Genomic DNA, 22,660 nt, shown 5'->3' on the forward strand with positions numbered 1-22,660 from the left:
GATACGTATGCTTTTTTGGCCTTCTCATCATATCAGGTGAGAAGGCCTTTTGTTATTCTTCCATAGCGACTGTAGAAGAAAATAAGGAGGAGTAATGATGAACGTCACTACTGATGTACAATCAACAACAGAGGAAACGAAAGAGAAAAGATATAAAACATTGTTTGGTTCTGCGCTAGGATATGCAGCAGAAGGTTTAGATATGTTGCTCTTATCTTTCGTACTCGTCTACATTTTAAAAGAATTTCATTTAAGCCCTGTTGAAGGTGGAAACTTAACATTAGCTACCACAATAGGAATGCTAACCGGGTCTTATTTATTTGGATTTATTGCTGATTTATTTGGGCGTATCCGTACGATGGCCTTCACAATCTTACTATTCTCACTAGCAACAGCACTTATTTATTTTGCAACAGATTATTGGCAATTATTAATTCTTCGCTTTTTAGTTGGAATGGGGGTTGGTGGTGAATTCGGAATTGGAATGGCCATCGTAACTGAAACATGGTCTAAAGAAATGCGCGCTAAGGCGACATCCGTTGTTGCACTTGGATGGCAATTTGGCGTACTAGTCGCTTCACTCCTTCCGGCATTTATCGTCCCGCATTTTGGATGGAGAGCTGTTTTCTTATTTGGACTCATTCCCGCTCTATTAGCTGTTTACGTCCGCAAAAGTTTAAGTGAACCGAAAATATGGGAACAAAAACAACGATACAAAAAAGAATTGTTACAAAAAGAAGCTGAAGGTAATTTAACAACTACTGAGGCAGAACAACTAAAGCAAATGAAAAAGTTCCCACTTCGAAAGTTATTTGCCAATAAAAAAGTAACGATAACAACAATTGGTCTTATTATTATGTCATTCATCCAGAACTTCGGATATTATGGAATTTTCACATGGATGCCAACTATTTTAGCGAATAAATATAACTACACATTAGCAAAAGCGAGCGGCTGGATGTTCATCTCTACGATCGGCATGCTAATTGGAATTGCGACTTTTGGTATTCTAGCCGATAAAATTGGTCGCCGTAAAACTTTTACAATCTATTATGTCGGTGGTACTATATACTGTCTCATTTACTTCTTCTTATTCACAGACTCAACATCATTGTTATGGGGAAGTGCATTGCTTGGATTCTTTGCCAATGGCATGATGGGGGGATTCGGAGCAATTTTAGCTGAAAACTATCCTGCTGAAGCTCGCTCGACAGCAGAGAACTTTATTTTCGGTACAGGACGTGGGTTAGCTGGATTTGGACCTGTTATTATCGGCTTACTTGCTGCAGGTGGTAATTTAATGGGAGCATTATCTCTCATCTTCATTATCTATCCAATCGGTTTAGTTACAATGCTATTATGTGTCCCAGAGACGAAAGATAAAGTATTAGAATAGATTGAAACTATACGAAATGTTTATCCAAATACTGTCCCCTCAGGAAAAGTATTTGGATAAATAGCAAAGAGGAAGCATCTCAAATGAAATGCTTCCTCTTCTTATATAAATACAATTATTTATTTTGATTTACTAGCTTTTTGGAACAAGAAGCTAGTTTTATCTTCTTCTTTTACAATACCTTGTTTTAACGCTAATTCCCCTGCGACTTTAGGCGCTAGCCATAGCATTGGGAATAACAGAATAGATACCGGAACAGCCGTCACTACAATGAAGGATTGTAAGGCGTTAATACTTCCCTCACCCATATATAAAAGAATCGCCGCAACTGCGCCCATAATAAGCGACCAAAAAACTCGCAAACTAATTCTAGGATCTCCATCTCCAGTCACTGCCATTGAAATCGAATAAGCCATTGAATCTCCTGTTGTCACTACAAATAAAATTGTTAATAAAAGAAATGCAGGTCCAATAATATTAGATAGTGGCAGTTGCTCTGTAATTGCAATCATAGCCGCTGGCATACCAGATTCACTTAATGCGGTCGAGATAGAACCAGGATTCATTAACTCATAAAACACACCTGATCCCCCTAGTATAGTAAACCAAAACGTTGTAATAATAGGTGCAATAATTCCAATTGCAACGATGATTTCTCGGATTGTTCTTCCTCTTGAAATTCGGCTCACTAAAATTGCCATCATCGGTCCATATCCAATAAACCATCCCCAGAAAAAGATTGTCCACGATCCTAACCAAGCTGTATCACCACGATATGTGCTCATTGGAATAAATTCATTTATATAAAATCCAAACGAAGAAACAAATGAATCAATAATAAATCCACCTGGTCCAAACAGTAATACGAATACCATTAATAAAACTGCTAACCTAACATTTAAATTACTTATAATTTGAATCCCTTTATCAATTCCCGTTACCGCAGATATAGTAGAAACAGCTACTACACAAACAATAATGGCTAATTGAGTAGTAAACACATCAGGAATGTTAAACAATGCTTGTAACCCATAACTTGCTTGTAGTCCTAAAAATCCGATTGGACCAATCGTCCCTGCAGCTACCGCAATAATGGCAAATACATCGATCATTGTTCCAAGCCAACTCTTTCGCAATTTCTCTCCAAAAATAGGATATAAAAGCGTTCGAGGTTTTAAAGGCATATCTTTATGATAATGCCCGTACATCATAACTACCGCACTAATTGTACCTAAAATCGTCCAAGCCAGGAAACCCCAGTGCATATAACTTTGTGCTAAAGCCGGAATTACCGCTTCTTTCGTTCCAGCAGTTATACCTTCATGTATTGGTGGCACCGTCATCAAATGGTACATCGGCTCTGCGGCTGCCCAAAAAACGCCACCTCCGGCAAGTAATGTAGACATAATAATAGCGAGCCATTTTGTCGTACTAATCTCAGGTTTTTCTAGTCCCCCAAGTTTAACTCTCCCATATTTCGAAAACGCCATACACATTGCAACAACAAATGTACCAATTAATAAAACCTGCCAAAAGGCACCAAAATATTTAATTGAAGCTGCAAAACTGCTATTAATGGCTCCCTCTACGTAACTTTTATTTAAAATAACTGCAATTACAAATAATAAAAGTGAGCCACCACTAATAAGAAATACAGGCCAATCCGTTTTTCGACTCTTCATCCTCATTTACACTTCCTCCTTCCTCAGCAATCTAAAAAAACAACTTTATTATGTTTTCTTGTTTACACCCAAAACACAATGATTATATAAGCATAATAATTCATCAATTTCCTACACACTTATGTTGTCCCTAAAAATATGCTAAACCCCTTACTTAAAAGAAATTTTCTATTCCTATTACATAAAAAAGCAAAACAAAAGACCTTATATTTCTATAAGGTCTTCGAAACAGAAATTTGATTATAACATAAGGAACTCCTTGGTTCAAAAAGCCCTTTCCAAAAATAGCCGATAGTAAAGGCTTCCATTTGCTACGTAACAGTAATTTAAAAAAATTATATTTTGCAGAAAAAAAACTATACTAGCTATTATTTATGAAAGAAATTCGGCTTCAAAATTTCATTTGGATACGGTTTATGATAAATATGAGTGGTAGCTGGCGACAACGGTGGAATGAGCCACACCCAATTACCTGTTACAACCCGTCCACATGCCGCTTCCTGCTTCTCAAATTGTTGAAATTGTTGTGCAGCTGTATGGTGATCCACAATACTAACTCCTTGTTTTTTAAAAGAATGTAAAACAGCCACGTTTAATTCAATTAGCGCCTTGTCTTTCCATAACGTACCGTTTCTCGATGTATCGAGCTTCATCATCTCCGCAACAGCCGGAAGTAAATTATAGCGATCATGATCCGCTAAGTTACGAGCCCCAATCTCCGTTCCCATATACCATCCATTGAACGGGGCTGCCGTATAAGAAATACCGCCAATTTCTAAGCACATATCTGAAATCATTGGAACCCCATACCATTTTGCTCCAAGTGACGAGATCGGGTATTCTGGGTGTTCAATTGGCACTTCTTTTACTTCTTCTCTCGGAATTTCTTTATATATAGGTGCCTTCCCGTTTATAGAAAACACAAGTGGCAATACATCGAAATTCTTACCTTCTCCTTGCCAGCCAAGTTCCTGACAAAAGTCTGTAAACGCAGTGGAATGAGAGTCACCAATCACTCCCATTTCTGTTTTATATCCTGCATATCGAATCAATTGGTGATTATAAATTCGTATATTATTTTCTTCACCTTGATATTGCTTAAAAATTGTAATTGTCGGTTTAACTTTCCCATCGTTCGTTGCATATTTAATATGATGAATTAATGCATTGTATACACCTTCCTCATCATTTACTTCACGTGCATCTAATATGTGCATCTTACTCCAAAATAGTCTTCCGATACATCGATTACTATTGCGCCATGCCATTCGTGATCCATGAACAAGTTCTTCAAATGTATGCTCATACGTCCCCGTCTTCTCTATCTCAACTTGAATTTCTTTCACACGCTCTTCTATGAATTGCTCTTTATTAAGCTCTTTATAGCAAATCGTAATAAACTGACTCGCTTCCTCTATTAATTGTTTCGTTTTACTCATAAACGATCTCCTTCTATTTCAACAAAACGTTACTACTTTACAGTATAAGCAAAAAGAATAAGAGTCACAAATGAAAGTCGAAGTGTTACTTTTATTGTAATATTTTTCAGAAAATTAAAGAGATTACTATTGACTTGTATAAAAAATAGGTGTACTTTTGACTCAGGTAAATTTTTTTTACCTATACCAACTTTTTTAATAAGAAAGGAGGGAATGTTATGTCTTCATTTCAATTGCCAAAGCTTTCATATGACTATGATGAACTAGAGCCATATATCGATAGCAACACGCTTTCTATTCATCATGGAAAGCACCATGCGACATACGTAAATAACTTGAATGCCGCTTTAGAAAACTATACGGAATTACATAATAAATCTTTAGAAGAGTTACTATGTAATTTAGAAACTTTACCAAAAGAAATTGTTACAGCTGTCAGAAATAACGGTGGTGGACATTATTGTCATAGTCTTTTTGGGAATTAATGAGCCCGCGAGGTGGCGGTGAGCCTAATGGAGACGTTGCAAAAGTAATTGATTATTATTTCAATACCTTTGACAACTTAAAAGATCAACTTTCCAAAGCAGCCATTAGTCGTTTTGGAAGTGGCTATGGATGGCTTGTTCTGGACGGTGAGGAACTTTCCGTTATGAGTACACCCAATCAAGATACACCTTTGCAAGAAGGTAAAATTCCATTACTCGTCATCGATGTATGGGAACACGCCTATTATTTAGAGTATCAAAATCGGCGTCCAGAATTTGTTACCAACTGGTGGCATACGGTGAACTGGGACCGGGTAAATGAAAATTATTTACAAGCAATTCAATCACAAACACATTAGTCGTGCGTATAAGGTAAATTTGGTAATGTAAAATTAGTATTGTCGAAATCCTCCAGAATCCCCCGGATTGCCACCGGGGGATTCATGATTATTTCATTGTATTTATGTAATAACGTAAAACTTTTTCCGTCTCTAATTTCAACTCTCGGAACGGGAATCCTAATTCACGGGCCTTTCCATTATGTAATGTACAATTAATCACTCCATTATAAGGAGCTATATTATCTCCTACTTCTTGAATGAGCGCTTTTATCCCGGTATTCTCTTCTATGAAACGAATAACTTCTCTGGTAGAAACCACCCCGTTACTACAAGCATTAATTGGCCCTTCTATGTTTTCCATCCCGCACCAAGCTAAAAACTGTCCTGCTTCCTTTTCATGTATAAATGACAACTCTCCATCTACATGATCCACAACGATAGACTCTTGTTTCACAACATGTTCAACGTAAAATTGTAATCTTTTCGTATAATCGTTTTCTCCAATAATGACGGGAAATCTTACCGCAACGACTGGGAATGTTGCATGTTGAAATAAAACTGCTTCAGCTAATCGCTTGCCTTCACTATAATTGAAATCATTCCTACCTCCATACGTAATTGTATACTCGTACGGATTGAAGTTTTCTTCTAATAGGCCTAACGCAGGCTCATAGACAGCCATTGAAGATGTCATAATGTATTTCTTCGTTTTTCCTTTTAGCACTTCACATATTATCTTCGCTGCATTCGAGCTATAGCATAAATTATCGTATACGATATCATAACTTTTACCTTCAAAACGCTCTTCTAGTAGCCTCTCATCTTCTCTATCTACAATCAGTCTTTTTACTGCACTTCCAAAGGAATCTTCAGTAACTCCCCTCGTCGCAATCGTTACATCATGTCCAGCTTGCAACAGTACTTCTACTAAATGTTTACCAAAAAATCTTGTTCCCCCTAGCACCAATACTTTTTTCACCTTCATCATCCCCGTTTTTACAAATTGTAAAATACTACCTCTATTATTATAAACGCTAAAATAAAAAAACATGGAATCAGTTTAACGATTCCATGTTTTTTCTACACACGATACATTAACGTACTCGATATTTAAAAATACAATAGCAGCAATATAAAATAGAAATTACTGATACATAAACCCATAGTTCATATATGAATCCCTCGCCCCATACTCCCATAAAATAAAAGAGTGAAGGCAACGTCAATGTTACCCATGATTGTACAAAGGCAATTCTGCCAAGATATTGATTGATATTCTTTTTTTGTGCATTTAATACAAAGAATAAATACCAAAGTAATGCCCACATAAACCATGTTAACGCATTAACAACATCGTGGAATTGAACAAATGAAACAATCATATAGAATAAAGCAATAATTGCTACCCAAATACAGAACCAGCCTAGCCCACTACTATCCATTCCTTTAATAAAAGTAACGCCTACATATAAATAAGTTAAACCAAATAAAAAAGTAGCCGCATATGAATATACCGTCCAATTACTTTGATCAGAAATCATAATCAAATAGAACGGAATGATAATTTGTAATGCCCCCACAAATAAATTAAAGACACCTGCACTTTTCATCTCTACTTTGCCTAATATGACAAGACTATTTAAAAATAAAGCTGCACCTGAAAGTAATAATCCTACGTAACCCATATATATTCGTGTGAAAATCTTTCCCTTTCACACTTTTAACCTCCCCACAATATAAAGTGATACTTTATCCCGCATTAACGAGCAGTAAAACTCCCACCTCAAAATTCAGCTAGAGCAAAGAAGTTAAGTGAGAGATCAACTGCCCGTAAAGCCCGATTGGTGAAGGCTAATAATCAGTGGGGATGAACAACCCCCACCCACTGATTAAAGTTTCACTTTATTATTTTTCTTCCTATTTAAAACTACACACATAATTTTTAACCTGAATAAGTTAGACTTCCTACCTTAAAAAACAACAAATTTAAAACGCTTTCAATAATAAATAACCCTATCAAAACATGAAATAGGATTCCTTGATTATAAACGTACTCTAACAATGATACAAGTGTTGGAATACTTTTCAATACTACGTTTTGAATTTCTATAAAAAATTAGTAGAATGATACATTTTCCCTATCTCATTCTATTAATTATTTGCATAGAATATCGTACACTCATATTAATTTAGAAAGGTTTGATATTTATACCTCTTCATTATCCAAATCATTTTGTTTTTCACTCCACAGGTGTATTAACAAGAGAGCCTGCAACTGTTTCAGCAGTAGTAAACATTGTAAATTTAGATGCATATTACACACACCATGTAACTATAGAGGTTTGGGATTGGTCTAACTATTCTAATCCTGTAAAATTACCTGTACTAATTGGTGAAAATACGGAAGTAGCATTCCCATATATTTTACAAGGCAACCACTTAGCAGTTTTTTATGCTGATTTAGATGACTCTATTGATTTGTATGAAATTCGTATTTCTTATCCTGGCCACTCCAATATTGTTGCAAATTGTTTTGGGCGAAGTATCCCGCCATATACAAGCCAAGAAGGTAATACAGTATACCATAAACAACTCGTTCGAATTCATTAAATCTCCCCTATTATGTGAAAGGGGCTGGTCAGTAATACATTTATCTTTATAAGATAATCGTATTACTGACCTAAAGCGTGATAGTCAATCTTGATAGTTTCTCATTTTGAACACTTGCTATTTATCATAAATATCATTCGGATTTATTGTAGGAACAAATCCATTTGTAGAACTATATTTTTTAGATACATTATCTGGGGTCACGGTAAACGTTACAATTTTATTGCTTTGTTGTTTAAAATAACGCATCCAATTTTGACTCCATTCATCTTTCGCAATAACTTGTTTATTGAAGTCTTCCCACAATACACCATGTATAAAATTCAAGGATGTATTTTTGATTGTGTCAAATCCCCAATTCTGTATAAGAAGCAGGTTGGAATCAACACTTTTAATTTCTTTTAATAAATTTACATATGCTTCTCGAAATTTCCCTTGTGTAGACGGCTGATCATAAAAATAGTCATCAATATCACCAGCTGTATCTAAAAACACCCCATCTATTCCTTTTCCAATAACTTGCTGTTTCACCTTATTCACAACAATCCCACGGTAGTGTTCATCAGCTAAATTCATAATATATGTATCCCACTGCTCAATCTTCATTTTCTTACCATCTCTATAATAATAGTCTGATTCAACTACTTGCGATTTATGCCACGATTCTAATTCTAAAACACTAACATAGCCAAGAACTACCGTTCCTGATTTTTTTAATTGCTGAACCTGTTCTTTCGTAAATGCATATGGCTCTATAATAACCATATCATACTTTGAAAGTCTCTCAATTACTTGCTCATTTGCTTCACCATAATAAATTTTATAACTTCGTACATTTTTTAAAACTGGTTCCACAACATTTGCTTGTGCGGATGTACTTGAGGAAAAAATAAAAGAAAATATAGCTAAAAAGCATACGGAACGTTTCCACTCCATAATAATATTACCCCCTATACAACTGTAATTTTCTATTGTTTTAAATGTTAATACAAATATAGTAATACCATAACATTCTACATTTTTTCAAACTCGATTTTTTATAAAAATTCCAATAAATGAAATAAATTAACAGAAATTAGAATTTATTTCACTTGAATTTACTACATCTCTGTTGATAAAATGATTTGGGCTTTATATATTATATATCTTAAAATAATTCTTTTAAATTATGTATTTTATTTCAGTGTACTATTCCTCAAAATTAAATTTGTAAACGAAAGAAGGGTTTTTTTTATGCACTATAGACAATCTAATATATTCCAAAAGATGATTGAACCTACGATTCTCTTTATTGCACTATTTTTTCTATCAATACTAACTGATTTTCTTACACCAACGTATGAATACTTCCTACTCTTATTTATTACATTAATTATTTCTAGCCGGTATGGCATATCTATTGCCCTTTTTGCCTTTCTGGAAGCAATGATTTATATTTTCATAAGCGGTATATATAAAGAAAATGATGTATTACTGTACTTTTATTCATTAGATTACTGGATAAGTTGGATTTTCTTACTTGTTATTAGTTTATGCTGTGGACTGATGAGCACTGCACAAAAAGAACGTTATGAAGATGTACATATGATAAATAATGAGTTGAAAGCTGAAAATAAAGAATTAAAATATGTCGTGAAACAATTGGATGAAACACGTATTACACTACGTTCTCGTGTACTTGAATCAAATAACCACTTATCTAAAATGTATCATATGTTTAAAGCTTTAAATCATACACATCCTGAAATTGTACTCGATGAAGGAATGAATGTATTAAAAATGTATTTTGGAGCAAAAAAAATTGGTATCTATCACGTTGATAACAATAAACAATCGCTTCGTATTAAATTAAGAGCTGAAACTGGTAAAAATACATTATCTCAATCTATTTTCGTTAAAAACGCTTCCTTAGTCATCAAAAATGCGCTAGCGCATAATCGACCTTTTTTCCGTACAGATGAGGATTTTCAAGACGCTCCACTTTTAGTTGGTCCCGTCCTATTCCAAGATGATGTACAATACGTCATTATATTAGACGAAATCGAATTTTCAAAAGTAACTTCTGAGCAATTCGAACTTTTCACATGGTATTTACGCTGGATGGGTGATCGTTTACAAAACGCTTCTAATCTTTGGCTATCCAGTCAAGAGGATCGCACATTCCCTAAAACAAGCATTTATTATGAAGATGAATTTAAACATTTACTAAAAATAGAAAAGAAACGTTACGAAACACTATCTTATCCATATTCCTATTTTGAGTTCAATGCTCCACAAGATTATTTAGGAATGATAAATTCTATTTTAAAAGACCATTTGCGAGATATCGATATATTCGGTTATAGTACGACCGAGCAGAAAATCATGATTTTATTACCTGGCACTGAAGAACATTTTTGTATACAAGTTCAAACTCGTATACAAAACGCTCTTTCTTCTAAAGGAGTGATAGTCTAATGATTTTACTCCTTCTTTATTTTATTTATGTTATTTTGGTTTTTCTTTTATTTCGATTTACGAAAAGTTTGATTACTAAAGATAAAAAAGGAATTATTGAATTTTGCTTGATTCTATCTCTTCTTTTCCCGCTTATCGGACTTATTGTATCAGCAATCATGTTATTACTTAATATAAGACGTTCCAAAACCGAGTGGTTACAGCAATACTCTGATTATGTTGCCTTTCACGTTGATAATTACGAGGATATTTTGGAATCAGCAAAACAAGATATGGACTTAATTTCATTTTCTTCTGGATTAGAACTAGATAAGCCTGAATTACATAAACAACTCATTGTACAGTTAAGCTCCTCCTCTATTGCTAATGAAGGAGGCTTATTGAAAGAAGCCATTCACCATAAAGATCCTGAAACTGTGCATTACGCAGCAACTACTATTAATTTACTAAATGAACGGTACGAAAAACAAATCGAATACTTAAATAAGCAATTTCTACAAAATCCACAAAATGAAATTGCAAAAGAATTGGTTTCTAACTATTTAAGATATATAAACAGTGGTCTTCTTTCTAATCAGCAAAAAGAAAAAATAATCGCTGAATTTATGAATTTTATTACACAAGGTGTAGAACTATTCCCTAACGAACCTCTTTACCCTTTCCATCTTGGAAATCTGTTTCTACACACAAAACAATATGCAAAGTCTGAAGAACAATTTTTAAATCTTATTCATTTCTATCCTGAATCATATTACGGTTACGTTGGTTTACTTGAAATATATTATGAGCAACAGTTATGGGACGAGCTCTATAACTTAATCAATAATCTAACAGATGCAAAAAGAGTTCATATACTACCGCGTAAATATCAATTATTTGTAAGGCAGTTTGGAGGCGCACACATTGAAAAAGGGGATTAATATATATATCGGGATTATTAGTATCATTTTATTTCTCTTAATTTTATCCATCCTTATATATCGAACAGAAAATTTTTATCAAAAGTTTTCTGTTCCTAAAACTAAAGAAACAGATACTGTTAAAACACTCAAAGCAAAAGATGTAGCTCAAAATGGACAAAAAATGCAATTATACGTTTTAAAAACGGATAATACATTAGGGCAACAAGTCGAATTTAATACGAAGAAGGCAATGGATTACGCACACCTACACTATAAAGATATTACAGCTAATGAAATTAAGGGACTTACTCCCTCTCCCTATACAGGGATTATTATTACAGGTGAAATAATGGAGCAACTTCCACAAGCTGATATTCAAAATTTTGTACAAATGGGCGGAAGAATTATTATCGCAAACCGACTTGATTCAGATCCTTCCTGGAACACATTATTTGGTATTACCCAAAAAGAAGGTTTCAAAGATGCGAAAGGATTAACCTTTGAAGAAGTTTTATTCCCTGGTTATCCAGATCTCTCAAGTTCTTCTCCATTGTTTACTCATAGCTCAATGAATATTACGCTAGATGAGAATACAACTAATACTTGGATTACAGCGGAAGATACTCCCATCCTTTGGACCAATGACTACGGTGAAGGAAAAGTCTTATATTGGAATACAACAGCATTGAACGATAAATTAGGTAGAGGTATGTTCGTTCAATCACTGGGTACTATTTTCCCGACTTTCGCTTCAGCACAACTTGGAGCGGAGATTATGTATATCGATGACTTCCCATCTCCGATTCCAAGTGGAGAACTAAAAAACTTAACGAAAGAAAAAATTTCTGTTGAAGAATTTTATAAAAAACATTGGTGGAAAAATATGAAGGATATCTCTGAAGATCTTGATATTAAATATACGGGTGTTGCCATTGGGACGTACCAAAATAAAGTAACGCCACCCTTTGAAGATTTCACAGGTAAAAATAGAAATACCTATTTATTATTTGGGAGAGAATTACTAAGTCACGGCGGGGAAATAGGCATTCATGGCTATAACCATCAACCTTTATTATTACCACCAGATCCAGTAGATAAAGCACTTGAATATGTTCCATGGAATTCAAAAGAGGATATGGAGAGCTCCTTAGATGCTCTGCAAAAACTCGTGTATAACTTCTTTCCAAACGAAAAATTAAAAACCTATGTACCACCATCCAATATTATAAATACAGCTGGATTAAGTGCATTAAACGACGCGGTTCCAACTATGGAAACAGTTGCTTCTCTATATGTGGGAAGTAAAAGTAACGGTAGTTTAATTCAAGAATTTGGACCAGATGAACATAATAAAAACATTTATCACTTCCCGCGCATTACGAGCGGCTATGCTATCACAGATGAAGAGCAATTTATCTTAACTGATGTTACCGCAAATTTAGGGGTTATCTCACATTTCGTCCATCCAGATGATATCCTTGATGAAAAACGCTCAGGTAATTTAACATGGGAAGAATTATTTAAAGCTTATAAAAAGACAATTAAAGAAATACGAGAAAGATATCCTTATATAAAAAGTATGACCCAAAGTGAAGCAACTGCTTCTATGAAAATTTATCAAACTGGTGACCTAGATGTTTCTTATGAAGATGATGCTGTTCACATTGCATATAAAGGGTTACCAAACCATACTTCAACAATTATACATGTAGAAGAAGGTAAGAAAATACAACCTGGCTCATTCTCTTACGGTACGGTTAAAAAGCTTGATTCCCAAATTTATAGCATTACGTTAACGAAAGCCAGCGCTACGATTCCAATTAAAGGAGCATAACAGATGAGAATAGGTTTGGTCGTTGAAGGCAGCTATCCCTTTGTAAGTGGAGGGGTAGCAAGCTGGGTTCAAATGATTATCCAGCAGTTTAAAGAACATGAATTTACGATTTTCGCGATAGTCCCTCAAGTAAAAACAGAAGATGAATATCAATATGAAATTCCAAGCAATGTAAAAGACATCATTCTGATTCCTTTGCAATCAGAAAATGAAGCAAAACATATAAAAACTAATTTAACTAAACAAGAAGTACAGACACTTCAAAAATGGTTTACATTTCAAGCTAACGATACAACAGCATTACAAATATTAGGAAATAAACAAAAGCTAGGAACACTCCATTCCTTCTTCGAAAGCCGTGAGTTTTATGCAATTGTTAAAGAAAGCTATTTATATGAAGAAAGTAGTGGATCCTTCTTAAATTACTTTTGGATGTGGAGATCTATGTTCACACCAATCATTCAAATTTTACAAATTGATTTTCCTGAATTAGATCTTATTCATTCTGTATCGACAGGGTATGGTGGATTGCTTGGTGCTGCAATTAGTGCCAAGTCCGATATACCATTTATTCTAACTGAACACGGTATTTATTCTCGGGAGCGTGAAGAAGAAATACTACAATCTACTTGGATACCAATTGAATATAAAAAAAGATGGGTTTCTTTCTTTCATCACTTGTCTCATCAAGCATATGAACAAGCCGCTGATGTAATTACGTTATTCGGCCGAAATAGTGCATATCAAAAAGAATTAGGTGCTCCGGCCCATAAACTAAAAATCGTTCCAAATGGCGTTACTTTATCTGACTATAAAGGGTTACGTAAACCAAAATACAATTCGGATAAACTCATCATTTCCGCTATTATACGAGTTGTGCCAATTAAAGATGTAAAAACAATGATTTATGCAGCTAAATTATTATTAGAAAAAGATATTCCATTTATATTTTACTTACTAGGTCCTGATACAGAAGAAGCAGAATATGCTCAGGAATGTCGTGATTTAATTCAACAATTAGGATTAGAAGAGCATGTAATAATGACCGGCAAAGTAAATATTAAAGATTACTTAAAACAAACAGATATTCTCGTATTAACAAGTATATCTGAAGGACAACCATTAGCTATGTTAGAAGGAATGGCAGCAGGATTACCATGGGTTGTTACAGATGTCGGCTCTTGTAAGGAATTAATTTACGGACAAGATGAAGATCCTTACGGACAATGTGGATTTGTTGTACCACCTGTATCTCCTGAACAAGTTGCCATTCATTTAGAGTGGTATTATCGTCACCCTGAATCCATTCAACAATTTGGGGATAACGGGCGCAATCGTATTGAAGCGCACTATCAATTATCAGGTGTCGTTGATAGTTATCGTAAGCTTTACTTAGAAAGAGGTAAAAAAACATGGCAGGGATAGGATTTCGTTTACAAAAATTATTCCAAGAAGACTACTATTCTTCCAGAATAAAAGCGTACGGATTTTCATTATTTGTTACAGCTGGTCCTTGGTTAGTCGTTATTTTAGCAGTAACAGCTATTCGATACATTTTAAGTTTGTTCCATTCTATTTCAATTGAGGAACAGCGCCTTTTTACAATTTCAATTTCATACTGCTTCATTTTTTCTCAAATCATATATGGTGCCTTGCAGCTCATCGTAACTAGATATGTGGCCGACCTTTTATACGAGCAAAAAGCTGATAAAGTATTTTCTTCCTTTTTAGGAATGACGAAAATCACACTTTTTTTAGCTATTATCTTATGGCTTTTGTTTGCAATTTTTACGCCATTAGCCTTGTATTATAAAATCGTGATGCTATTTTTATTTTTAGCTTTAAACATCATTTGGATTCAATCCATTTATTTAACAGCAGCTAAAGATTATCAGTCCATCGCTCTTGCATTTTTAATTGGTTCCATTTTCTCCTTATCTGGAATTGCGCTTATCGCTTACTGGCATCCAACACTTGGAATAGAACACGGATTGGCCCTATTACTTTTAATTTCTTTTACAATCGGGACTTTCATTACATTAGTGTGGTTAAGTATAGTTATTGTACGAATGTTTCCAAATAGTGATGCTACTGAACAATTTACCTTTCTTTCTTATTTAGATAAATATCCAGAACTATTTTGGTCAAGCTTACTTTACAATATTGGCATTTGGGTATGTAACTTTGTTATTTGGTTCGGAGAAGGGCGAGGAAATATTGAAAACACGTTTATTTATCATCAAATTTATGATACATCTGTTTTCTGGGCTTATTTAAGCATTATCCCAACCTATATTTTCTTCGTAGTATCCATTGAAACAAGGTTTTATGAACGGTATAAGAAGTTCTTCGGTTCAGTTAACAATGGGGCGACGTTAAATACAATTTTACAATTAAAAGAATCAATGAACTTTGTCCTAAAGCAAGAAATGGAACGAATACTTCGTAATCAAGGTATTTTTTCTTTACTTATTATTTTTATAATATGGATGTTTAGTTCACAATCTGGGAACGTAACACTTGAATACTCTATTTTGCAGCTGACTATAATTGGTGCTTATGCAAACGGGATGGTCCTTGTTATCACGTTACTACTCTTATATTTTGAAGATCGTAAAGGGGCATTTCGAACATCAGCCCTGTTCTTTTCTGCAAATTTGTTATTAAGTCTTCTTCTACTTCCATTTGGGTTCAATGGTTACGGTATTAGTTTTGCACTTGGATCTTCTATTACATTCTTATATGCTATTTCTAGACTCTTTACTTACATTAAAGATATTGATTACTATACGTTTTGTCAGTCAAATACTCCTATAAAACGGCGAACTTTCTTTACTAAATTTGCTAATAAACTTAATGGAAATAAATAAATAAAAATGACCTTTTGCTCCCGCAAAAGGTCATTTTTTTATCTGTTTATTAAACTTCTAGATAGCCATTTTTGTTATTTGATTGCCATCTCCAAGAGTCTGCACACATCTCTTCTAATCCGCGTTTTGCTTCCCATCCTAATTCACGCTTCGCTTTCGATGCATCTGCAAAACATACTGCCACATCACCAGGTCGACGCTCCGTAATTTTATAAGGAACTTCTTTGCCCGAAACCTTTTCAAATGCTTCAACCATTTCCAACACACTATAACCAGTACCTGTACCGAGATTGTATGCATCTATCCCAGTAGTGCCAAGTACCTTTTCAAGCGCCTTTACATGGCCATTTGCTAAGTCTACAACATGAATATAATCACGGACACCCGTGCCATCTTTTGTTGGATAGTCATTTCCAAATACACTTAATTCCTTTAACTTCCCTACTGCTACTTGTGTTACATATGGCATTAAGTTATTTGGAATTCCGTTTGGATCTTCTCCAATACGTCCACTTTCATGTGCACCAAATGGGTTGAAATAACGAAGTAATGTGATACTCCATTCTGCATCCGCAAATGCTACATCACGCATAATTTGCTCAATCATTAATTTCGTTTGACCATATGGATTTGTTGCACTTAATGGAAACTCCTCCGTAATTGGTGATATTTCTGGAATACCATACACTGTTGCAGATGAACTGAAGATCATCTTCTTCACATTATGCTTCTGCATCACTTCACATAGCACTAGTGTGCTTGTAATGTTGTTATGATAATACGTTAACGGAATTTCTACTGATTCCCCTACAGCCTTAAAGCCTGCAAAGTGAATAACAGCTTCAATTGTATTTTCTTCAAAAATCGTATCAAGTGCTTCGTGATTTAAAATATCTTCTTTATAAAATTTAAACTGTTTTCCTGTTATCTCTGTCACTCGATTTATAGACTCTACTGAGCTATTCGAAAGATTATCTACTACTATAATTTCGTAACCGTTTTTTAGTAATTCTACGCATGTATGACTACCAATATATCCTGCTCCACCTGTTACAAGTATTGCCATAATTATAGTCCTCCATATTTCATTCATTATAAACTTCTCAAAGTATATCACATATTTCTTATCATATGTTTATTATGCGAACACAGAAACTTACATTTTATCCCATGATTTTTTGTACAATACACGATTCAAATCAGGTAATAAAAAAACGCCACATAACAGACATCGCGTGGCGTTTTTTGATCAAATTACGTAACAATATACACTTAGAAAATGCGCAAGACTACCTAACAATACAAAAACATGAAAAATTTCATGGTGTCCCATATATTTAAACTCCAACCATTTTGGCTTCGCACCGTAAATAAACCCACCAATTGTATAAAAAATGCCTCCAAGTACTAAGAAAATAATACCTCCTGTACTTAGATTCTCAGCTAGCGGTGCAAAGAATAGAACAATTAACCAACCCATCAGAAGATAAATTGCTGTCGATAACCATCTTGGACAATTAAACCAAAACATTTTAAAAGCAATACCACAAATTGCCGTTGCATAAACTAAACAAAATAATAGTAAACCATTTGCCGAATTTAATGTAATTAAGCAAAAGGGTGCATATGTACCTGCAATTAATATGAAAATCATAGAATGATCTAGCTTCCTAAAGAAATAAATAACACGTTCACTGGCTACGACACTATGATACACAGCTGATGCCATATAAAGGACCATCATCCCGATACCGAATAAAATAACAGCTGTAATTGCAGCAACAGATGGCATCTTAACAGAAACTTTCACAAGCATAGCTAATAATGCAATAAATGATAATACAGCTCCTCCTAAGTGAGTAAATGCATTAACCGGTTCTCTTACATAAACATTCATATAAACACCCCTCATATAATTACATGTAGTTTTTATAACTACATGTAATTATATACATATTATCCTTGCGGGTCAACATTTACAATTCATTTGTTTCGTAATACCATATTTAAAGATATACTAAACATTAAGTTCCACTAAGTTATAAAAGTGAGGGGTTCTACGTGGAAAATATAAATAAATTACTTGAATCATTACATTTAGAAAAAAGTATTAAACTTGAGGATATCCCAAATGTCGACTTATATGTAGACCAAGTTGTCCAACTATTTGAGAATACTTATGCGGATACAACGAGAACTGATGATGAAAAAGTATTAACAAAAACAATGATTAACAATTACGCAAAAGGGAAATTATTCATCCCTATCAAAAATAAAAAGTATTCAAAAGAACATATGATTTTAATCAGCTTAATTTATCAATTAAAAGGAGCTCTTTCCATTAATGATATAAAAAGCTCCTTAGAAAATATAAATGCACCGTTAATAAACGATGCTACATTCGAATTAAACAATCTATATAAAGATTACCTTTCTCTTACTGACACCAATGTGGAAAGCTTTAAGCAAGACGTGAATAACCGTGTTAAGGAAGTAAACGAGGTTTCTTCCTTAGAAGATCCAAAGCTAGAAAAGTTTTTATTACTAACATCCTTCGTGACTATGAGTAATATGTATAGACGTTTAGCAGAGAAACTAGTTGATGACCTCAAAGAAACTTAAACAAAAAAACTATCCACCTGTTAGAGGTGGATAGTTTTTTTGTTTACTTAATTGCTTCATGAACCTTTAATTGTTTCCCTTTAATCGTTGTGTTTTTCATATTTTTTAAAACAAGTGGTCCTTTTCCATTTAATATTTCAACGTAAGAAACATTGTCTTGTATTGTAATAATTCCTATATCTTCTGCTGTAACACCTTTAATTTTAGCAATTGTACCGACGAAATCTACCGCCCTAATTTTCTTTTTCTTCCCGCCATTAAAGTACAATTTCATAATTCCTTTGTTTAGGTCTGCATTTTTATCTTTCTTTATAATTGGTTTAGCATGTATCTTTTCCTCAAATACTGCTTTCCCTTTCATAACTTCTTCTTTTGAAGGTGCAAGTGCCTTTGGAATTTCAAAGCCAATGTACTCCTCAATCTCTTCTAAAAATCTATTTTCATACGGCGTCATGAATGTAATAGCTTTCCCGTTATTACCAGCTCGTCCCGTTCTTCCCGTACGATGTACATAACTTTCTTTTTCTAATGGAATATCATAGTTAATAACATGTGTAATATTATCAATATCAATTCCTCTAGCAGCTACGTCTGTCGCTACTAAATAACGGAACTTTCCTTTTCTAAAATCGTCCATAACTTCAAAACGATCTTCTTGTACCATACCACCATGTATTTTGTCACAAGGATAGTTAACCCGCTTTAACTGCTGAAATACGTAATCTACATTTTCTTGCGTACGGCAAAAAATAATACAACTATCTGGATTCTCAATCGTTGTTACATCTTTAAGAAGTGAAAGCTTCTCCTCTTCTCTCATCTCAAAAAGTGTATGTTCAATTTTATCTGTTGTAATCCCGGTAGCCTTAATTTCAATATGCGTTGGCGAATCCATATACGTACGAGATAACTTTTCAACATCTTTTGGAAGTGTTGCTGAAAATAGCATTGTCATTCGTTTTTTAGGTAATTCGTCAATAATTGCCTCTACTTGATCGATAAAACCCATATTCAGCATTTCATCCGCTTCATCAATAACTAAATACTTCAAACACTCTAAAGAAAGGGTACCTTTTTCAATATGATCTAACACACGGCCAGGAGTCCCAACTACAATATGTGTTTTTTGCTTTAACTCTAATTTTTGACGTGCAAATGGAGATTTACCATAAACTGCAGCGGCCTTAATTCTTTTGAAACGACCTATATTCGTAATGTCTTCTTTTACTTGCACCGCAAGCTCTCTCGTCGGTGTTAAAACTAAAGCTTGTGGCTTATTCTCTTCCCACTCCACCACTTCACAAAGTGGTATGCCAAATGAAGCGGTTTTTCCACTTCCAGTCTGTGATTTCACGACAAGGTCTTTCTTTTGCAAAGCAACTGGAATAACCTCTCCTTGCACTTCCGTTGGATGTTCATATCCTAAACCAGTAAGTGCTCTTACAATTTCTTTACTTAATGCATAATCGGTAAAACTTCTTTTACTCATGTAATAACCTCATTTTATTCTGTATTTAATAATTATATTTTTTATTCCCCTACATTTAATTATACTAAGAGGATATATCAAACTAATATTTTTAATTCGCTAAAATATCAACTTAACCTAAGTATAACTCTTTTTATATTGTTTTTTAAAACAACATAATAAAGGACAGTCTTAATAATAAGCCTGTCCACCTACATAACGAAAAATATTTTATTTTCAGATTTTTCCTTTACGGAACTAGCCTTTTTACAACCGGTATTCTTTGCAATACTAAAGTTATTAACATACTAAGGACAAGTGTAATAATTACATTTATAGGAATTGCCAATATTGCATGTACATGTGCATTCACCTTTGGAATGACTATGTATAGATAATTATTTAATAAGAAAAAGTGAAGAATATAAATCCCAAGACTTGCTTGGTTTATGCCACGTAATAAAAATGGCAATTGTCTTTCTGAATTTTGGAAAGCATATTTGAAAAAGACAAATAACCCAATTGCCATAAGTACAACACCCGGAGCAAAATATTCATACCAATATTGATCCAGCTGTCCATTAGCTTTGACTGTATAATGGTATGTCATAAAGAACGTACCAATAAATCCTGCAAGTCCTCCAATATAAGAAATATTTCTCCATTTTTTCACAATATCATAATTCGATAAGTAATAACCAAGTAGGAAATACCCTACATAATTTGTAACGTAAAATAGTTCGATATTAAAGTTGATAGGATAATAATAATTTACTAGCTTGACGATAACAGATGCATATAGCCATAAAATTAAAAAATATTCTATCTCTCTCTTCTTAGCATTTTTCACAAATACTTTCAGTAAAGGTGCGATTAAATATATTCCTACAATCATATATAAGAACCATAGATGTAACCCGATACTATTTGTTAAAAAGTACTTTATCCCTTGCTTTAAAGAAGCCGGAAAATATCCTACGCAAGCCCCATAGATGTAAAATATAGCACTCCAACCTATAAAAGGTATAATCACTTTACTTGCACGTTTCTTTAAAAATTCCCCAATAGAAGTATCTTTTGTTCCCTTTAATAATAGGGCTCCACTAATCATCACAAAAATTGGTACACTAGCACGCGAAAGTGAGTCGTAAAAATTACCAGCCAGCCAACGCGACACGTTATTTGAATCTAACGTAGAAACATAACCAGCAGCAACGTGAATTGTAACGACCGCAATTGTCGCTAATACACGTAGCCAATCCATATACACTAATCGTCCCATAAAATCTCCCCTAAATTAATATATTTCTCTATTATTCTCCCTACATAATTCTACAGTAATCGACTACACATTAAAATACATTATAGCCATATAAATCCAAAAATATTAAATAAGCTTTATTTTTTAAAATTAAACATTAAAACCTTTGACTTATTACTAAAAATACTGTAAATTATCATTTGGACGAACGTTCTTAAGTAAACTATGTAAAATATTCGTATTTTAGGGGTGTAAATGATGGAAAACGTATTTGACTATGAAGATATTCAATTAATTCCTGCAAAATGCATTGTAAATAGCCGATCTGAATGTGATACAACTGTCACTTTAGGAAAACATAAATTTAAATTACCTGTCGTACCTGCAAATATGCAAACGATTATTGATGAAAGAATCGCAACTTATTTAGCTGAAAATAATTACTTCTATATCATGCATCGTTTCCAACCAGAGAAACGAATTTCATTCATTAGAGATATGCAATCACGTGGATTAATTGCTTCAATCAGCGTTGGTGTTAAAGAAGACGAGTACGAATTCGTACAACAATTAGCTACTGAGCAACTTTCACCTGAATACATTACAATCGATATCGCACATGGTCACTCTAACGCTGTGATCAACATGATTCAACATATTAAAAAACATTTACCAGAAAGCTTCGTTATCGCTGGAAACGTTGGAACTCCAGAAGCGGTAAGAGAATTAGAAAACGCTGGTGCTGATGCAACAAAAGTTGGCATTGGACCTGGTAAAGTTTGTATTACTAAAATTAAAACAGGCTTTGGAACTGGCGGTTGGCAGCTAGCTGCACTTCGCTGGTGTGCAAAAGCTGCAAGTAAGCCAATTATCGCTGACGGTGGTATTCGTACACATGGCGACGTAGCTAAATCAATTCGATTTGGAGCAACTATGGTTATGGTCGGTTCTCTATTCGCAGGTCATGAAGAGTCTCCAGGGGAAACAATCGAAAAAGATGGCAAACTTTATAAAGAATACTTCGGTTCAGCTTCTGAATTCCAAAAAGGTGAGAAGAAAAACGTTGAAGGTAAGAAAATGTTCGTTGAGCATAAAGGTTCTTTAGAAGACACTTTAATCGAAATGGAACAAGATCTTCAATCTTCTATCTCTTACGCTGGTGGAACAAAATTAGACGCAATTCGTACTGTAGATTATGTAGTCGTGAAAAACTCTATTTTCAACGGTGACAAAGTATATTAATTTATAAATTTAACTAGAAGGACAAGCATTTTTTATGCTTGTCCTTCTTTT

18 protein-coding genes and 1 pseudogene are annotated in these 22,660 nt (G+C 34.0%); 10 read left to right on the forward strand and 9 right to left on the reverse strand.

Translation table 11 applies throughout. The features are described from left to right. The first annotated feature begins 97 nt into the window (after positions 1-97). Positions 98-1,396, forward strand: a complete 1,299-nt coding sequence (locus NSS97_RS27550; RefSeq protein ID WP_044438347.1) for an MFS transporter — start codon at positions 98-100, stop codon at positions 1,394-1,396. Positions 1,397-1,515: 119 nt separating this feature from the next. On the opposite strand, the gene NSS97_RS27555 is transcribed toward NSS97_RS27550, so the two are convergent. Beyond that, the gene (locus NSS97_RS27555; RefSeq protein ID WP_044438345.1) at positions 1,516-3,084 is read right to left on the reverse strand and encodes a BCCT family transporter; all 1,569 of its coding nucleotides are present in this window, start codon (positions 3,082-3,084) and stop codon (positions 1,516-1,518) included. Positions 3,085-3,446: 362 nt separating this feature from the next. Further along, a complete protein-coding gene (locus NSS97_RS27560) occupies positions 3,447-4,517 on the reverse strand; it encodes a nitric oxide synthase oxygenase (RefSeq protein WP_044438343.1) in 1,071 nt (356 codons plus the stop codon). Between the two features lie 218 nt (positions 4,518-4,735). On the opposite strand from NSS97_RS27560, the pseudogene sodA reads away from it, so the two are divergent. Further along, positions 4,736-5,361: pseudogene (gene sodA / locus NSS97_RS27565) on the forward strand (superoxide dismutase [Mn]). A gap of 88 nt (positions 5,362-5,449) precedes the next feature. On the opposite strand, the gene NSS97_RS27570 reads toward sodA, so the two are convergent. Both NSS97_RS27570 and NSS97_RS27575 read right to left on the reverse strand, forming a co-directional pair. Further along, positions 5,450-6,394, reverse strand: a complete 945-nt coding sequence (locus NSS97_RS27570) for an NAD-dependent epimerase/dehydratase family protein (RefSeq protein WP_200891920.1) — start codon at positions 6,392-6,394, stop codon at positions 5,450-5,452. Positions 6,395-6,437: 43 nt separating this feature from the next. Continuing rightward, positions 6,438-7,028 (reverse strand): AmiS/UreI family transporter, encoded by a 591-nt coding sequence (locus tag NSS97_RS27575; protein WP_002068662.1) that lies wholly within the window; start codon positions 7,026-7,028, stop codon positions 6,438-6,440. Positions 7,029-7,551: 523 nt separating this feature from the next. Here NSS97_RS27575 and NSS97_RS27580 point away from each other — a divergent pair. Then, entirely contained in the window at positions 7,552-7,953 is a 402-nt protein-coding gene (locus NSS97_RS27580) for a hypothetical protein (RefSeq protein ID WP_002192217.1), read from the forward strand. A gap of 117 nt (positions 7,954-8,070) precedes the next feature. Here NSS97_RS27580 and NSS97_RS27585 read toward each other — a convergent pair whose 3' ends face one another. Then, positions 8,071-8,889: an endo alpha-1,4 polygalactosaminidase gene (locus NSS97_RS27585; protein WP_016096433.1), complete on the reverse strand. Its 819-nt coding sequence runs from the start codon at positions 8,887-8,889 to the stop codon at positions 8,071-8,073. 297 nt (positions 8,890-9,186) lie between these two features. On the opposite strand from NSS97_RS27585, the gene NSS97_RS27590 reads away from it, so the two are divergent. The 5 genes from NSS97_RS27590 to pelG are packed head-to-tail and all read left to right on the forward strand — an operon-like array spanning position 9,187 to position 16,016. After that, positions 9,187-10,410: a GAF domain-containing protein gene (locus NSS97_RS27590; RefSeq protein WP_044438341.1), complete on the forward strand. Its 1,224-nt coding sequence runs from the start codon at positions 9,187-9,189 to the stop codon at positions 10,408-10,410. Beyond that, positions 10,410-11,330, forward strand: a complete 921-nt coding sequence (locus tag NSS97_RS27595; RefSeq protein ID WP_002035014.1) for a tetratricopeptide repeat protein — start codon at positions 10,410-10,412, stop codon at positions 11,328-11,330. The genes NSS97_RS27590 and NSS97_RS27595 overlap by 1 nt, the downstream gene beginning before the upstream one ends. Beyond that, on the forward strand, positions 11,314-13,146 hold the full coding sequence (locus tag NSS97_RS27600; protein WP_341114575.1) for a DUF2194 domain-containing protein: 1,833 nt from the start codon (positions 11,314-11,316) through the stop codon (positions 13,144-13,146). The genes NSS97_RS27595 and NSS97_RS27600 overlap by 17 nt, the downstream gene beginning before the upstream one ends. Before the next feature lie 3 nt (positions 13,147-13,149). After that, the gene (gene pelF / locus NSS97_RS27605; RefSeq protein WP_061673855.1) at positions 13,150-14,571 is read left to right on the forward strand and encodes a GT4 family glycosyltransferase PelF; all 1,422 of its coding nucleotides are present in this window, start codon (positions 13,150-13,152) and stop codon (positions 14,569-14,571) included. Beyond that, positions 14,559-16,016, forward strand: a complete 1,458-nt coding sequence (pelG, locus tag NSS97_RS27610) for an exopolysaccharide Pel transporter PelG (RefSeq protein ID WP_002167287.1) — start codon at positions 14,559-14,561, stop codon at positions 16,014-16,016. Before pelF ends, pelG begins: the two co-directional genes overlap by 13 nt. Before the next feature lie 49 nt (positions 16,017-16,065). Here pelG and galE read toward each other — a convergent pair whose 3' ends face one another. Together galE and trhA are read right to left on the reverse strand one after the other, a co-directional pair. Beyond that, positions 16,066-17,082: a UDP-glucose 4-epimerase GalE gene (gene galE, locus NSS97_RS27615; protein WP_341114578.1), complete on the reverse strand. Its 1,017-nt coding sequence runs from the start codon at positions 17,080-17,082 to the stop codon at positions 16,066-16,068. 183 nt (positions 17,083-17,265) lie between these two features. Then, complete coding sequence (gene trhA, locus NSS97_RS27620) at positions 17,266-17,913, reverse strand: PAQR family membrane homeostasis protein TrhA (RefSeq protein WP_002016441.1); 648 nt, start codon at positions 17,911-17,913, stop codon at positions 17,266-17,268. 164 nt (positions 17,914-18,077) lie between these two features. Between trhA and NSS97_RS27625 the strand changes: the two genes are divergently transcribed. Beyond that, entirely contained in the window at positions 18,078-18,638 is a 561-nt protein-coding gene (locus NSS97_RS27625) for a DUF1836 domain-containing protein (RefSeq protein WP_044438339.1), read from the forward strand. Positions 18,639-18,681: 43 nt separating this feature from the next. Here NSS97_RS27625 and NSS97_RS27630 read toward each other — a convergent pair whose 3' ends face one another. After that, positions 18,682-20,127: a DEAD/DEAH box helicase gene (locus NSS97_RS27630; RefSeq protein ID WP_044438338.1), complete on the reverse strand. Its 1,446-nt coding sequence runs from the start codon at positions 20,125-20,127 to the stop codon at positions 18,682-18,684. A 229-nt stretch (positions 20,128-20,356) separates the two neighbouring features. Continuing rightward, complete coding sequence (locus tag NSS97_RS27635) at positions 20,357-21,388, reverse strand: acyltransferase (protein ID WP_044438337.1); 1,032 nt, start codon at positions 21,386-21,388, stop codon at positions 20,357-20,359. Positions 21,389-21,625: 237 nt separating this feature from the next. Between NSS97_RS27635 and guaC the strand changes: the two genes are divergently transcribed. Beyond that, on the forward strand, positions 21,626-22,609 hold the full coding sequence (guaC, locus tag NSS97_RS27640) for a GMP reductase (RefSeq protein WP_044438336.1): 984 nt from the start codon (positions 21,626-21,628) through the stop codon (positions 22,607-22,609). Positions 22,610-22,660 lie beyond the last annotated feature (51 nt).

Origin of the sequence: Bacillus sp. FSL R12-0074, from assembly GCF_038005725.1 — a bacterium.
In the GTDB taxonomy this organism is placed as follows: Bacteria; Bacillota; Bacilli; order Bacillales; family Bacillaceae_G; genus Bacillus_A; species Bacillus_A mycoides.

Coding starts and splice junctions, on each gene's coding strand:
- trhA (WP_002016441.1), bottom strand. CDS start 17,913: ATGAATGTTTATGTAAGAGAACCGGTTAATGCATTTACTCACTTAGGA.
- guaC (WP_044438336.1), top strand. CDS start 21,626: ATGGAAAACGTATTTGACTATGAAGATATTCAATTAATTCCTGCAAAA.
- pelG (WP_002167287.1), top strand. CDS start 14,559: ATGGCAGGGATAGGATTTCGTTTACAAAAATTATTCCAAGAAGACTAC.
- NSS97_RS27555 (WP_044438345.1), bottom strand. CDS start 3,084: ATGAGGATGAAGAGTCGAAAAACGGATTGGCCTGTATTTCTTATTAGT.
- NSS97_RS27630 (WP_044438338.1), bottom strand. CDS start 20,127: ATGAGTAAAAGAAGTTTTACCGATTATGCATTAAGTAAAGAAATTGTA.
- NSS97_RS27575 (WP_002068662.1), bottom strand. CDS start 7,028: ATGGGTTACGTAGGATTATTACTTTCAGGTGCAGCTTTATTTTTAAAT.
- NSS97_RS27550 (WP_044438347.1), top strand. CDS start 98: ATGAACGTCACTACTGATGTACAATCAACAACAGAGGAAACGAAAGAG.
- NSS97_RS27560 (WP_044438343.1), bottom strand. CDS start 4,517: ATGAGTAAAACGAAACAATTAATAGAGGAAGCGAGTCAGTTTATTACG.
- galE (WP_341114578.1), bottom strand. CDS start 17,082: ATGGCAATACTTGTAACAGGTGGAGCAGGATATATTGGTAGTCATACA.
- pelF (WP_061673855.1), top strand. CDS start 13,150: ATGAGAATAGGTTTGGTCGTTGAAGGCAGCTATCCCTTTGTAAGTGGA.
- NSS97_RS27595 (WP_002035014.1), top strand. CDS start 10,410: ATGATTTTACTCCTTCTTTATTTTATTTATGTTATTTTGGTTTTTCTT.
- NSS97_RS27570 (WP_200891920.1), bottom strand. CDS start 6,394: ATGTTTTTTTATTTTAGCGTTTATAATAATAGAGGTAGTATTTTACAA.
- NSS97_RS27635 (WP_044438337.1), bottom strand. CDS start 21,388: ATGGGACGATTAGTGTATATGGATTGGCTACGTGTATTAGCGACAATT.
- NSS97_RS27590 (WP_044438341.1), top strand. CDS start 9,187: ATGCACTATAGACAATCTAATATATTCCAAAAGATGATTGAACCTACG.
- NSS97_RS27585 (WP_016096433.1), bottom strand. CDS start 8,889: ATGGAGTGGAAACGTTCCGTATGCTTTTTAGCTATATTTTCTTTTATT.